This is a genomic window from Agromyces zhanjiangensis (genome assembly GCF_040496055.1).
GTDB lineage: Bacteria > Actinomycetota > Actinomycetes > Actinomycetales > Microbacteriaceae > Agromyces > Agromyces zhanjiangensis.
Genome location: NZ_JBEPKB010000002.1, coordinates 206268 through 218999 on the forward strand (window position 1 = coordinate 206268; position 12732 = coordinate 218999).

Here is a 12732-nt window from a genome sequence, read left to right on the forward strand (position 1 = left end):
GCGCACCCGGTTCGGAGCGGTAGCCTTGAGGGGCGAGCGGGTCGGCAAGACGGCCGCGTCGCCCGAGCGATCGGGTGCCGAGGAACGTCCGGGCTCCGCAGGGCAGGACGGTGGGTAACGCCCACCCGGGGTGACCCGCGAGACAGTGCCACAGAAAGCAGACCGCCACGGGCCTCGGCCCGCGGTAAGGGTGAAACGGTGGGGTAAGAGCCCACCAGCGGCCGCGGTGACGCGGTCGGCTCGGTAAACCTCGTCCGGAGCAAGGTCAGACAGGGGACCATGGGGCTGCCCGTCCCGTCCCCGGGTAGACCGCTGGAGGGCTGCGGTGACGCAGCTCCGAGAGAGATGGTCGTCCAGCCGGTGTCGCGCAAGCGCCCGGTGAACAGAACCCGGCGTATCAGCCGGCCCGCTCGCCCCGCCCGCCCCGCGCGGGCACCCGGTTCAGAACTTCGCCGCGAGCGCGGCGGCGCCGAGGATGCCCGCATTGTTGCGGTGCACGGCCGGCACGATCGGCGTCTTCAGGTCGAGCAGCGGCAGGAAGTGCTCGTGGTGCTTCGACACGCCGCCGCCCACGATGAACAGGTCGGGCGAGAACAGGAACTCCACGTGCGCGTAGTAGCGCTGGAGCCGACCCGCCCAGTCCTCCCACGAGAGGCCCTCGCGCTCCATCGCGGAGTACGCGGCGCGCGTCTCGGCGTCGTGGCCGTCGACCTCGAGGTGCCCGAGCTCGCTGTTCGGCACGACGACGCCGTCGAAGATGAGCGCCGATCCGATTCCGGTGCCGAGCGTCGTGAGGATGACGAGGCCGTCCTCGTCCTTCGCGGCACCGAAGTTCGCCTCGGCGTAGCCGGCGGCATCCGCGTCGTTGATGAAGTGGATCTCGCTTCGGAGCTCCTTCTCGAACATCCGCTCCGCTTCGAGCCCGATCCACTCGTCCGACACGTTGGCCGCAGACAGCGTGCGGCCGTGCTTGACGATCGCGGGGAAGCACACGCCGAGCGGGAGCGACGTGTGGCCCCGGTCCGCCACCTCCGCGAGGAGTTCGCCGGTGGCCTCCAGGATGTCGGCCGGCCGGCCGCCGGGCGGGGTCTTCACCTTGATCCGGTCGGTGACCAGTTCGCCGGTGCCGAGGTCGACCACCGCGCCCTTGATGCCGGTTCCGCCGATGTCGATGCCGATCGCGCGTTCAGTCGCCATGGCGCCACGATACCGCGCACCGACGGCGCGCCCAGGGAGACCTGACCGACGGGCCGCCGCGCTCAGGGCAGGGTGAGGATCTCCGCGCCGCGCTCGGTGACGACGAGGGTGTGCTCGAACTGCGCGGTGAGCGACCGATCGCGCGTGACGACGGTCCAGTCGTCCTCCCAGAGGTCCCACTCGGTCGTTCCGAGGGTCAGCATGGGCTCGATCGTGAAGACCATGCCGGGCTCGATCACCGCGGTCGCGTTCGGGTCGTCGAAGTGCGGGATCACCAGCCCGGTGTGGAACGCCCGCCCGACGCCGTGTCCCGTGTAGTCGCGGACCACGCCGTAGCCGAACCGCCTGGCGTACGACTCGATGGCTCGGCCGATGACGTTCACCTGTCGGCCTGCGGCCACGGCGCGGATGCCGCGGGCCAGCGCCTCGCGCGTGCGCTCGACGAGCAGGCGCGCCTCCTCGTCGGCGTCGCCGACGAGGAGCGTCGCGTTCAGGTCGCCGTGCATGCCGTCGAGGTAGGCGGTCACGTCGATGTTGACGAGGTCGCCGTCGGCGAGCACGGTGTCGTCGGGGATGCCGTGGCAGATCACCTCGTTCACCGAGGTGCACGACGACTTCGGGTACCCGCGGTAGCCGAGCGTCGACGGGTAGGCGCCGTGCGAGACCACGTACTCGTGCGCGATCCGGTCGATCTCGTCGGTCGTCACCCCTGGGCGGACGGCTGCGCCAGCGGCCTCGATCGCCCCGGCCGCGATCCGCCCGGCGACGCGGATCCGCTCGACCTCGTCGGGGGAGTACCGGTCGCCGCCCGTGTTCGGCGACGGCGCCGCCCGGCCCACGTACTCGGGGCGCGCGATCGTCGCGGGCACGGGGCGCGTCGGTGAGAGTCGGCCGGGGATCAGGTGGCCGGCGGGGTCCTTGGGCATAGGATCAGCCTATGTCGAGGGACGTCGAGCATCAGTTCTGGTACAACCTCAACACGGGCGAGGTCGAGGAGGGGTTGGTCTCGCCGGCGGTCGAGCGCGTCGGTCCGTTCGAGACGCGCGCCGAGGCCGAGCAGGCCCTCGAGATCCTCCGTGCCAACAGTGCGAAGTGGGCCGAGGAGGAGGCCGCCGAGGAGTGACGCTGCCCGACCCGGGTCGGGCCCGTCAGTACGAGTGCTCCTCAGTTGGATAGGCGCCTGAGGCGACATCCGCCGCCCATTCGCGCGCGGCGTCGCCGAGGATCCCCGCGAGGTCGGCGTACTGCTTGACGAATCGCGGGATGCGACCCGTCGTCAGGCCCGCCCAGTCCGTCCACACGAGCAGCTGGCCGTCGCAGTGCGGTCCGCCGCCCACCGAGATGGTCGGGATGTGCAGCATCTCGGTGACCTGCCGTGCCGCGTCCGCCGGGACCATCTCGAGCACGACCGCGAACGCGCCCGCGTCCTGGACGGCCTGCGCGTCGGCGAGCAGCTGGTTCACGCCCTCGCCGCGACCCTGGATGATGTGACCCCCGAGGCCGTGCTCGCTCTGCGGCGTGTAGCCGATGTGGGCCATGACGGGGATCCCGGCGCCGACGATGCGACGGATCTGCTTCTGGCTGCGCTCGCCGCCCTCGAGCTTGACCGCGTGCGCGCCGGCCTCCTTCATGAAGCGGATGGCGGTGTGCAGCGCCTCGTCGGGCCCGTTCTCGTACGAGCCGAACGGCATGTCCGCGACGACGAACGCGCGCTCGACCGCGCCGGCGACCGCGCGGGTCAGGGGGATCAGCTCGTCGACCGTGACGGGGAGGGTCGTCTCGTAGCCGAGGACGTTGTTGCCCGCGGAGTCCCCGACGAGCAGGAAGTCGATGCCCGCCCGGTCGAAGATGCGCGCGGTGAGCTGGTCGTAGCTCGTGAGGCCCGTGATCTTGATGCCGTCGCGCTTGGCGGTCTGGAAGTGCCGGGTGCGGACCCGCTTGGGGCCGCTCGCGGTACGCGAGGCGCCGCCGTAGGGGTTCTCGGCCACGGGGGCCTCGGAGGGGGTCGCTGCGCCGTCGGATGCGTGGTCGGACATGGCGCCAGTCTCGCACAGCCCCACCGTCATGCGGGCGGGACGGCAGGGCCCGACCGACTACGCTGAGAGCATCGAGGAAGGGTGTGCATGGACAAGCAGCGCGACTTCGTTCTCCGGACCATCGAGGAACGAGGAGTCAAGTTCGTCAGGCTCTGGTTCACCGACGTGGTCGGCACGCTGAAGTCGGTCGCCATCGCGCCGGCCGAGGTCGAGGGCGCGTTCACGGAGGGCATCGGCTTCGACGGCTCCGCGATCGAGGGCCTGAGCCGGACCTTCGAGTCCGACCTGCTGGCCTACCCCGACCCGACCACCTTCCAGACGCTGCCCTGGCGGGGCGACATCGACCCCACGGCGCGCATGTTCTGCGACATCACGACCCCCGACGGCGAGCCGGCCGTGGCCGACCCGCGCAACGTGCTGAAGCGCACCCTCGCCCGGGCGGCCGACGCCGGGTTCACGTTCTACACGCACCCCGAGATCGAGTTCTACCTCCTCAAGTCGTCGAAGTACGGCGCGGAGGGCCCGCAGCCGGTGGACTCGGCGGGCTACTTCGACAACGTCCCCGGCGGCACCGCGCACGACTTCCGACGGCGGTCCGTCCGGATGCTCGAGGACCTCGGCATCTCGGTCGAGTTCAGCCACCACGAGGCCGGTCCCGGCCAGAACGAGATCGACCTCCGCTACGCCGACGCCCTCACGACGGCCGACAACATCATGACGTTCCGGACGGTCGTGAAGGAGGTCGCGATCGAGCAGGGCGTCTACGCGACGTTCATGCCGAAGCCGTTCTCCGACAAGCCCGGCTCGGGCATGCACACGCACCTGTCGCTCTTCGAGGGCGACGCGAACGCCTTCTACGAGCCCGGCGCGCAGTACCAGCTCTCCAAGATCGGCCGGCAGTTCATCGCCGGCCTCCTCCGCCACGCGAACGAGATCTCGGCGGTCACGAACCAGTTCGTGAACTCCTACAAGCGCCTCTGGGGCGGTGACGAGGCCCCCAGCTTCATCTGCTGGGGACACAACAACCGGTCCGCGCTCGTGCGCGTGCCGCTCTACAAGCCGAACAAGGGCCAGAGCGCCCGTGTCGAGTACCGGGCCATCGACTCCGCCGCGAACCCGTACCTCGCGTTCTCGCTGCTGCTCGCCGCCGGCCTGAAGGGGATCGAGGAGGGCTACGAGCTGCCCTCCGAGGCCGAGGACGATGTCTGGGCGCTGAGCGACAGCGAGCGCCGCGCACTCGGCTACCGCCCGCTGCCCGCGAGCCTCGACCACGCGATCGAGTACATGGAGACCTCCGAGCTCGTCGCCGACACGCTCGGCGAGCACGTCTTCAACTACGTCCTCGCGAACAAGCGGGCCGAGTGGCGCGACTACCGCACTCAGGTCACGCCGTTCGAGCTGCACCGCAACCTCGAGATCCTCTGACGGTCGGCAACGGATGACGCGCACCGCCCCGACCTTGGGTGCGCTCGCGCGCGCCGGCTTCGACGACCTCGACCTGGCGGCGGTCCACGCGGGCGAACTCGCCGGGGCCGCGGGCGTCGAGCCGGAATCGCTCGTGGAGTCGCTCGGCGCGGCCGCCGACCCCGATCAGGCGCTCGCGGAGCTCCGCCGGCTCCACGAGCGCGCTCCGGAGGCCGTCGGCGCCGTGATCCGCGATCCCGCCGCGCTCGACCGCGCCGCACGCCTGCTCGGCGCCTCGCGCGGCTTCGCCGAGTTCTTCCTGCGGAACCTGGACGAGCTGGCGCTCCTGCACGAGCGGCCGGCGCCGCCGCCCTCGGAGGCGGACGCCGCTGACGAGCTCGTCGCGGCCGTGGCATCCGTCGACGCGCCGCTCGCGCGACTGGCGGATGTCGCCGCGCGCGCGTTGCGCGTCCGATACCGGCGACTCCTCGCGGGCGTCGCGATCTGGGACCTCACCCGCGCGGACGCGGTCGACGCGCTCGACACCGTCGCGTCAGGCCTCGCCGACCTGGCCGGGGGAGCGATCGAGGCCGCGCTGGCGCTGGCCAGGAGGCTCGCCGCACGCGTCGACGGCGAGCCGGCCGCACCCGGGCGGTTCCCGGCGACCGAGGTGGCGGCGACCAGGCTCTCGGTGATCGGCATGGGCAAGGCCGGCGCGCACGAACTCAACTACGTGAGCGACGTCGACGTCATCTTCGTGGCGGAATCCGCCGACGAGGAGGTCGCGTCGACCGCTCGCGCGCTGGAGATCGCGACCAGGCTCGCGATGACGATGATGCGCGCGATCGGGGAGCCCGGGATCGAGCCGCCGCTGTGGGAGGTCGACCCGAACCTGCGACCGGAGGGCAAGGACGGCGCGCTCGTGCGCACCCTCGAGTCGCACCTGCAGTACTACGACCGCTGGGCGAAGAGCTGGGAGTTCCAGGCGTTGCTGAAGGCCCGGCCGCTCGCCGGCGACCCGGACCTCGGCGCGCGGTACGCCTCGGGCGTCGCGCCGAAGGTCTGGTCGAGCTCATCGCGCGAGGGCTTCGTCGAATCGGTCCAGCGCATGCGGGAGCGCGTGACCGACCACATCCCGTCCGATGAGGTCGACGTCCAGCTGAAGCTCGGCCCCGGCGGCCTCCGCGACATCGAGTTCACGGTGCAGCTCCTTCAGCTCGTCCACGGGGCGACCGACGAGACGATCCGGCAGGCCGGCACGCTGCCCGCCCTCGCGGCCCTCGCCGAGCACGGCTACGTCGGGCGGGAGGAGGCGGCCGAGTTCTCGCGCGACTACCGGGTGCTTCGCGTGCTCGAGCATCGGCTGCAGCTCGCGCGGCTCCGCCGCACGCACCTCATGCCCCGCGACGACGCGGAGCGGCGGGTCCTCGCCCGCGCGTCGGGGCTCGCCCGGACGGCCGGCGAGGTCACCGAGACCTGGCAGTCCACGCGGCGACGCGTGCGCGGGCTGCACGAGCGCCTGTTCTACCGCCCGCTGCTCTCCGCGGTCGCCGCACTCCCCGCCGAGGGGCTCGAACTCACGAGCGCGCAGGCCGAGGCCCGGCTCGCCGCGATCGGCTTCCAGGACCCGCGCGGCGCGCTGGCGCACATCGCGGCGCTCACCGCGGGCGTGTCCCGCCGGGCGACGATCCAGCGTCACCTCATGCCCGTGCTGATCTCGTGGTTCGCGGGCGGCGCCGACCCCGACTACGGCCTGCTCGCCTTCCGGAGGATCAGCGATGCGCTCGGCACGACGCACTGGTATTTGCGCCTCCTCCGCGACTCGTCCGACGCGGCGCTGCGGCTCACGCGCGTCCTGTCCGGTTCCCGTTTCGCCGGCGAACTGCTGGAGCGCATCCCCGAGGCGGTCGCCTGGCTCGAGGACGTCGACGAGCTGCGCCCGCGCCCGCTCCGGGCCCTCCGTGAGGAGGGCGATGCCGTCCTCGCCCGACACGGCGACCTCGAGGCGGCGGCGAAGGTGCTTCGCGCGATGCGCCGTCGCGAGGTGCTCCGGCTCGCCCTTGCCGCGATCCTCGACGTCTGCACGATCGAGGAACTCGGCCGCGGCCTGAGCGACGTCGTCGAGGCCCACCTGACCTCGTTGCTCCGAGCGATCAGACGCGGCGACGACGGCATCGAGTTCGCCGTGATCGGCATGGGTCGCTTCGGCGGACGCGAACTCGGGATCGGCTCCGACACCGACATCCTCTACGTGTACCGCCCCACGACCGCCGAGCCGGATGCCGCGCACACGCGTGCCCTGAAGATCGTGTCGGAACTCGTGCGGACGAGCGAGGACGCGCGCCTGCCGTTCGAGCTCGACGCCGGCCTGCGCCCCGAGGGACGCAACGGGGTCGTCGCTCGCTCACTCGACGCGTACCGCGCGTACTACGCGCGGTGGTCGCTCACGTGGGAGGCCCAGGCGCTGCTCAGGGCGCGCGGCGTCGCCGGGGACTCGGCGCTGATCGACGACTTCACGGAGGTCGCGGACGGCGTTCGCTACCCGAGCGATATCGGCGACCAGGAGGTCCGCGAGGTCAAGCGCATCAAGGCGCGCGTCGAGAACGAACGCCTGCCGCAGGGCGCGGATCCGACCCGGCACCTCAAGCTCGGCCGCGGCTCGCTGAGCGACGTCGAGTGGTTCGTCCAACTCATCCAGCTCGAGCATGCGGCGCGGATCCCGGCGCTCCGGACCGCCTCGACGCTCGGAGCCCTCACGGCCGCTGTCGACGCGGAACTGGTCGACGCCGCCGACGCCGAGACGCTGCGCTCGGCCTGGGTCCTCGCCTCCCGTGCACGCTCCGCGCTGACCCTGTGGCTCGACAAGACGACCGATGTGCTCCCGGTCGAGCGCACCCAGCTCGAGGGCGTGGCGCGGATCATGGGCTACCCGCCGGGCTCGGCGACGGCGCTCGAGCACGACTACCTCGCCGTCACCCGTCGGGCGCGCGCGGTCTTCGAGCGCGGGTTCTACGGCGTCGAACCGCGGCGCGAGCCGACGGTCGGCTGAGCGGTTCCCCGCGCACCCGAGAGATGGGCGCGCTCTTCCCCGACGAGCGGGCCGTCGGCCGTTCGGCTCGATCAGGGGCGCCAGTGGTCGCGCTCGGATCGTGCGGCCGCATCCGATGACGCCTTCCTCATGGCGTCATCCTCGATGTCGTGCGGCGCGTTCCGGTCCGCGCGGATCCGTCGCACGAGCACGATGAAGATTGCGACGACGCCGAGCGCCACGAGCACGATCGGGATCCATGCGTCCATGGAACAGAGGCTACGCCGGCCCCGCACGGAACACGAGCAATCCTCGCGCATGAGGCGGGCTCGTGCTGTGCTGCGGGAGGAGGCCGGTCCGGCTTCGCGCGCCGTCCCCGTCGTCGGATGTCCCAACCGCATCCGCCACGGAATCCGATCCCTCGTCGCAGCCGTCGCGGCGGTGAGACGACACGAGGGCCCGTGTCGCAGAACGCGACACGGGCCCTCGGCTCTCTGGGGGGGGGATGGGGGGAGAGAGTCTAGACGCCGAAGTACAGCTCGAACTCGAACGGGTGCGGACGCTGGGCCAGCGGCTTCAGCTCCTTCTCGCGCTTGTAGTCGATCCAGGTCTCGATGAGCTCCTTGGTGAACACGCCGCCCTCGAGGAGGAAGTCGTGGTCCGCCTCGAGGGCGTCGAGCACGGCGTCGAGCGAACCCGGAACCTGCGGGATCGCCTTGGCCTCCTCGGGCGGGAGCTCGTAGAGGTCCTTGTCGACGGGCTCGTGCGGCTCGATGCGGTTCTTGATGCCGTCGAGGCCGGCCATGAGCTGCGCGGCGAAGGCGAGGTACGGGTTGCCCGAGGCATCCGGCGCGCGGAACTCGATGCGCTTGGCCTTGGGGTTCGTGCCCGTGATCGGGATGCGGATCGCGGCGGAACGGTTGCCCGCCGAGTACACGAGGTTGACGGGCGCCTCGAACCCCGGGACCAGCCGGTGGTACGAGTTCACCGTCGGGTTCGTGAAGGCGAGCAGCGCGGGGGCGTGGCGGAGGATGCCGCCGATGTACCAGCGCGCGACGTCCGACAGGCCGCCGTAGCCGGCCTCATCGTAGAACAGCGGCTTGCCGTCGTTCCAGAGCGACTGGTGGGTGTGCATGCCCGAGCCGTTGTCGCCGAAGAGCGGCTTCGGCATGAAGGTCGCCGTCTTGCCCCACTCGTTCGCGGTGTTCTTGACGATGTACTTGAACTTCAGGATGTCGTCCGCCGCGTGGACCATCGTGTCGAACTTGTAGTTGATCTCGCCCTGGCCGGCGGTGCCGACCTCGTGGTGCGAGCGCTCGACCTCGAGGCCGGCCTCGATGAGCTTCAGGACGATGTCGTCGCGGAGGTCGGCGTGCTGATCGACCGGCGAGACCGGGAAGTAGCCGCCCTTGTAGGCGGTCTTGTTGGCCAGGTTGCCGCCCTCTTCGGCGCGGCCGGAGTTCCAGGCGCCCTCGCTCGAGTCGACCGAGTAGAAGCTCGCGTTCTGCTTCACCTCGTAGCGGACGTCGTCGAAGATGTAGAACTCGGCCTCGGGCGCGAAGAACGCGGTGTCGGCGATGCCGGTGGAGGCCAGGTACTTCTCGGCCTTCTTGGCGACCTGGCGCGGGTCCTTGCCGTAGATCTCGCCGTTGCGCGGGTTGTAGATGTCGAAGACCATGATGAGCGTCCGCTCGGCGCGGAACGGGTCGATGTAGGCCGTCGAGACGTCGGGGATCAGCTGCATGTCGGACTCGTGGATCGACGCGAAGCCGCGGATCGAGGAGCCGTCGAACAGCTGGCCGACGGTGAAGAAGTCCTCGTCGACGGTGGAGGCCGGGATGTTGAAGTGCTGCTGCACGCCCGGGAGGTCGGTGAAGCGGATGTCGAGGAACTTGACGTCCGTCTCCTTGATGAACTTGAGGACTTCGGAAGAATCACTGAACATGTGACGGTGCTCCAAGGGAAGGTTGGGGACGAGGACGCAGTCGTTCGACCGGTTGCGACGCTATCCGGGCGGGGTTTCCCTGCCGTGACACCAATGTTTCGAGCGTGTTACACGGTGGCCGATCGGTAGACTCGTCCGGTGCCAGACCCCTCGAACCCGACCGGCGACGTCCCACCCAGCACCTATCCCGGCGAACGGCTCGGCCTCCCAGAGGAGGGCACGGGGTCCGTCGGCCGCATCGGACGACGCATCGCGGCGATCATGGTCGACTGGCTGATCGCGAACGTCATCGCGCTGCTCGTCGGCCCCTACGCGTCGACGGCGCAGTCGTGGGCGGCGCTCGGCGTGTTCGCCCTCATGCAGGTGATCTTCATCCCGACGATCGGCGGCAGCGTCGGCCACCGGCTGCTGGGAATGCGCGTCGTCCCGATCCGCGGGGGCTGGGTCGGCCTGTGGCGACCGGTCGTCCGCACGCTCCTGCTCGTCGTCGTCGTTCCCGCGCTGGTCTGGGACTCGGACCAGCGCGGATTCCACGACAAGGTCGCCGGCACCGTCCTGATCCGCGCCTGATCGGCGTTCCGCGCCGCACGCGGCTGCGGCATCCGCTCTCGTGAACGGATGCCGCAGGATGTGGTCGCAGGTCAGCGCATGCGACCGCGCTGCGGGCGCACCCGCATCGGGTCGACGCCCTTCGGGATCGGGAGCGGCGCCTGGAGGGAGTTCAACCGGTTGGTCACCGCGAGCACCTCGGGCTTGGTGAGGCTGCGCTTCGTCTTCCGGAGCGTGGCCGCGAGACGGTGCAATTCGACCGAGCCATCCTCGTGGCCGACCGAGAACGTCGTCACGGGCACGTTCGGCAGCACGCGCTCGACCTTGCGCTTCTCGTCGGCGAGCATGCGCTCGGTCCGCGACCGGGGCCCCTCGCTGATGAGGGCGACGCCGCCGCGACCGACGGCGCGGTACACGGCATCCTGCGTCTTGCCGTTCACGGCGACGGGCATCTCGTTGCCGACCCAGCTGCCCCGCAGGCCGCTGCGGAGGACCGCACCCACCGCGCCAGGCTGGCCGTCGATCTGCGAGTACGCGGCGCGCTCGGCACGCCGGCCGAGGATGACCAGCGCGATGAGGAGGCCCGCGAGCACGCCCGCGATGATCCAGAGCGCGATCGTGAAGCCGTTCCCGCCACTCAGCCACAGGGCGAGGCCGAGGCCGACGGCGACCGGCGCCAGGAAGCCGAGGAGCATGAGCCACTGGGCGCTGGAGTCGTAGCGGCGGGTCATCTGGAAGACCTGCCACATCTGCTTCATGCGGCCGGGCTCCTTCGGGGGCTTGGGAGCGGACCCGGCGTCCTTGGTGCGTGCCATGCGTCAAGGATACCGGCGGCGAAGGGGCCGCCCGGACCGCGAACGCGGATCCGGGCGGCCCCGTGCCATCGGCCGTTCGGGCGTCGTTCAGCCGACCGCCTGCGCGAATCCGAGCGACGTGTCGGCCAGATGCGCGAGCTCCTGCGGAAGTTCGCGGCCCTTGGCCCGCATCGACTGCGCCCAGAGGCGTCCGGCGCGGTAGGAGGACCGCACGAGCGGTCCGGCGAGGACGCCGAGGAAGCCGATCTCCTCGGCCTCCTCCTTGAGCTCGACGAACTCCTCCGGTCGCACCCAGCGCGCGACCGGGAGGTGCCGCGGGCTCGGGCGGAGGTACTGCGTGATGGTGATGATGTCGGTACCGGCGTCGTGCAGGTCGCGGAGCGCCTGCGACACCTCGGCCCGTTCCTCGCCCATGCCGAGGATCAGGTTGGACTTCGTGATGAGGCCCGCGTCGCGCCCCTGCGTGATCACGTCGAGCGAGCGCTCGTACCGGAAGGCCGGGCGGATCCGCTTGAAGATGCGCGGCACCGTCTCGACGTTGTGCGCGAACACCTCGGGACGGGCGGAGAAGACCTCGCCGAGCAGCTCCGGGTTCCCGGAGAAGTCGGGGACGAGGATCTCCACGCCCGTGCCGGGGGACTGCGCGTGGATCTGCCGGATCGTCTCGGCGTAGAGCCAGGCTCCCTCGTCGGGCAGGTCGTCGCGCGCGACGCCCGTCACGGTCGAGTAGCGCAGCTGCATCCGCACCACCGACTCGGCGACACGTCGCGGCTCGTCCACGTCGTAGTCCGCGGGCTTGCCCGTGTCGATCTGGCAGAAGTCGCACCGCCGCGTGCACTGCGAGCCGCCGATGAGGAAGGTCGCCTCCCGGTCCTCCCAGCACTCGTAGATGTTGGGGCAGCCCGCCTCCTGGCAGACCGTGTGCAGCTCCTCGCTCTTGACGAGCTGCTGGAGCTGGCGGTACTCCGGTCCCATCCTCGCGCGGGTCTTGATCCACTCGGGCTTGCGCTCGATCGGGGTCTCGGCGTTGCGGACCTCCAGGCGCAGCATGCGCCGCCCGCCGGGGTCGGCGCTCATGCGGCCACCACCGGCGCGAACTCGGCATCGAGCCGTGCGCGCACGGCGTCGGCGACGTCGGCGGGGGTGACCGTTCGGCCGAGGACTCGCGACATCGTGGTCACTCCGGCGTCGCGGATGCCGCAGGCGATGATCTTCGCGTACGGCTCGAGCGAGTTCGAGCAGTTCAGGGCGAATCCGTGCATGGTCACGCCCTCTGCGACGCGGATGCCGATCGCGGCGATCTTCTCCTCGAGGCCGCCGCGGACGATCCACACGCCCGATCGTCCGTCGACGCGGGTGCCGTCGATGCCGAACCCGGCGAGGACGTCGATGAGCACGCCTTCGAGCCGTCGGACGTATCCGACGACGTCGATCGGCTCGGCGAGGTGCAGGATCGGATAGCCGACCAACTGGCCCGGTCCGTGCCACGTGATCTTCCCTCCTCGGTCGACGTCGATCACGGGCGTGCCGTCGATCGGACGTTCCTCCGGGGAGGTCCGCTTGCCGGCGGTGTAGACCGGCTCGTGTTCGAGCAGGATGACGGTGTCCGGTCGCTGGCCGGAGACCACCGCCTGATGGACGGCGCGCTGGAGGGTGAGGCCCTCGCTGTACGGCACGGAGTTGGCGCTTAGCCCCGTGTCGACGTAGTCGAGCATGGGCACCAGTCTAGGCGGCGTCCCGTCCTCCACCGGCCGGTCG

At 70.8% G+C, this 12732-nt stretch carries 12 protein-coding genes and 1 other RNA gene; 5 read left to right on the plus strand and 8 right to left on the minus strand.

Annotated elements, in window-relative coordinates; all coding sequences use genetic code 11:
• Window positions 1-37: 37 nt before the first annotated feature.
• Window positions 38-413: RNase P RNA component class A (gene rnpB / locus ABME02_RS04170), an RNA gene on the plus strand.
• A 28-nt stretch (window positions 414-441) separates the two neighbouring features.
• On the opposite strand, the gene ppgK is transcribed toward rnpB, so the two are convergent.
• Entirely contained in the window at window positions 442-1197 is a 756-nt protein-coding gene (ppgK, locus tag ABME02_RS04175; protein ID WP_353814025.1) for a polyphosphate--glucose phosphotransferase, read from the minus strand.
• A gap of 62 nt (window positions 1198-1259) precedes the next feature.
• Window positions 1260-2123 (minus strand): type I methionyl aminopeptidase, encoded by an 864-nt coding sequence (gene map / locus ABME02_RS04180; RefSeq protein WP_353814026.1) that lies wholly within the window; start codon window positions 2121-2123, stop codon window positions 1260-1262.
• Between the two features lie 11 nt (window positions 2124-2134).
• Between map and ABME02_RS04185 the strand changes: the two genes are divergently transcribed.
• Window positions 2135-2320 carry an SPOR domain-containing protein gene (locus ABME02_RS04185; RefSeq protein ID WP_129233531.1) on the plus strand — a complete coding sequence of 62 codons (186 nt, stop codon included), beginning with the start codon at window positions 2135-2137 and terminating at the stop codon, window positions 2318-2320.
• Window positions 2321-2345: 25 nt separating this feature from the next.
• Here ABME02_RS04185 and panB read toward each other — a convergent pair whose 3' ends face one another.
• A complete protein-coding gene (panB, locus tag ABME02_RS04190; protein ID WP_353814027.1) occupies window positions 2346-3233 on the minus strand; it encodes a 3-methyl-2-oxobutanoate hydroxymethyltransferase in 888 nt (295 codons plus the stop codon).
• Between the two features lie 87 nt (window positions 3234-3320).
• On the opposite strand from panB, the gene glnA (ABME02_RS04195) reads away from it, so the two are divergent.
• Both glnA (ABME02_RS04195) and ABME02_RS04200 read left to right on the plus strand, forming a co-directional pair.
• Complete coding sequence (gene glnA / locus ABME02_RS04195) at window positions 3321-4658, plus strand: type I glutamate--ammonia ligase (RefSeq protein ID WP_353814028.1); 1338 nt, start codon at window positions 3321-3323, stop codon at window positions 4656-4658.
• Between the two features lie 13 nt (window positions 4659-4671).
• Window positions 4672-7686 carry a bifunctional [glutamine synthetase] adenylyltransferase/[glutamine synthetase]-adenylyl-L-tyrosine phosphorylase gene (locus ABME02_RS04200; RefSeq protein ID WP_353814029.1) on the plus strand — a complete coding sequence of 1005 codons (3015 nt, stop codon included), beginning with the start codon at window positions 4672-4674 and terminating at the stop codon, window positions 7684-7686.
• Between the two features lie 71 nt (window positions 7687-7757).
• Here the strand turns inward: ABME02_RS04200 and ABME02_RS04205 are convergent, their stop codons facing one another.
• Together ABME02_RS04205 and glnA (ABME02_RS04210) are read right to left on the minus strand one after the other, a co-directional pair.
• Window positions 7758-7934: a hypothetical protein gene (locus tag ABME02_RS04205; protein WP_353814030.1), complete on the minus strand. Its 177-nt coding sequence runs from the start codon at window positions 7932-7934 to the stop codon at window positions 7758-7760.
• A 251-nt stretch (window positions 7935-8185) separates the two neighbouring features.
• Window positions 8186-9610, minus strand: a complete 1425-nt coding sequence (glnA, locus tag ABME02_RS04210; protein WP_129233535.1) for a type I glutamate--ammonia ligase — start codon at window positions 9608-9610, stop codon at window positions 8186-8188.
• Window positions 9611-9748: 138 nt separating this feature from the next.
• Here glnA (ABME02_RS04210) and ABME02_RS04215 point away from each other — a divergent pair, with 138 nt between their 5' ends.
• The gene (locus tag ABME02_RS04215) at window positions 9749-10180 is read left to right on the plus strand and encodes an RDD family protein (RefSeq protein ID WP_353814031.1); all 432 of its coding nucleotides are present in this window, start codon (window positions 9749-9751) and stop codon (window positions 10178-10180) included.
• 71 nt (window positions 10181-10251) lie between these two features.
• Here ABME02_RS04215 and ABME02_RS04220 read toward each other — a convergent pair whose 3' ends face one another.
• The 3 genes from ABME02_RS04220 to lipB all read right to left on the minus strand — a co-directional run bounded on the left by ABME02_RS04220 (window position 10252) and on the right by lipB (window position 12689).
• Window positions 10252-10974: a DUF4191 domain-containing protein gene (locus tag ABME02_RS04220; protein ID WP_353814032.1), complete on the minus strand. Its 723-nt coding sequence runs from the start codon at window positions 10972-10974 to the stop codon at window positions 10252-10254.
• Window positions 10975-11061: 87 nt separating this feature from the next.
• Window positions 11062-12051, minus strand: coding sequence for a lipoyl synthase (gene lipA / locus ABME02_RS04225; RefSeq protein ID WP_353814033.1), 990 nt, complete (start codon window positions 12049-12051; stop codon window positions 11062-11064).
• Window positions 12048-12689, minus strand: a complete 642-nt coding sequence (gene lipB / locus ABME02_RS04230) for a lipoyl(octanoyl) transferase LipB (protein ID WP_353814034.1) — start codon at window positions 12687-12689, stop codon at window positions 12048-12050. Before lipB ends, lipA begins: the two co-directional genes overlap by 4 nt.
• Window positions 12690-12732 lie beyond the last annotated feature (43 nt).

Coding starts and splice junctions, on each gene's coding strand:
- ppgK (WP_353814025.1), bottom strand. CDS start 1,197: ATGGCGACTGAACGCGCGATCGGCATCGACATCGGCGGAACCGGCATC.
- map (WP_353814026.1), bottom strand. CDS start 2,123: ATGCCCAAGGACCCCGCCGGCCACCTGATCCCCGGCCGACTCTCACCG.
- ABME02_RS04185 (WP_129233531.1), top strand. CDS start 2,135: ATGTCGAGGGACGTCGAGCATCAGTTCTGGTACAACCTCAACACGGGC.
- panB (WP_353814027.1), bottom strand. CDS start 3,233: ATGTCCGACCACGCATCCGACGGCGCAGCGACCCCCTCCGAGGCCCCC.
- glnA (WP_353814028.1), top strand. CDS start 3,321: ATGGACAAGCAGCGCGACTTCGTTCTCCGGACCATCGAGGAACGAGGA.
- ABME02_RS04200 (WP_353814029.1), top strand. CDS start 4,672: ATGACGCGCACCGCCCCGACCTTGGGTGCGCTCGCGCGCGCCGGCTTC.
- ABME02_RS04205 (WP_353814030.1), bottom strand. CDS start 7,934: ATGGACGCATGGATCCCGATCGTGCTCGTGGCGCTCGGCGTCGTCGCA.
- glnA (WP_129233535.1), bottom strand. CDS start 9,610: ATGTTCAGTGATTCTTCCGAAGTCCTCAAGTTCATCAAGGAGACGGAC.
- ABME02_RS04220 (WP_353814032.1), bottom strand. CDS start 10,974: ATGGCACGCACCAAGGACGCCGGGTCCGCTCCCAAGCCCCCGAAGGAG.
- lipA (WP_353814033.1), bottom strand. CDS start 12,051: ATGAGCGCCGACCCCGGCGGGCGGCGCATGCTGCGCCTGGAGGTCCGC.
- lipB (WP_353814034.1), bottom strand. CDS start 12,689: ATGCTCGACTACGTCGACACGGGGCTAAGCGCCAACTCCGTGCCGTAC.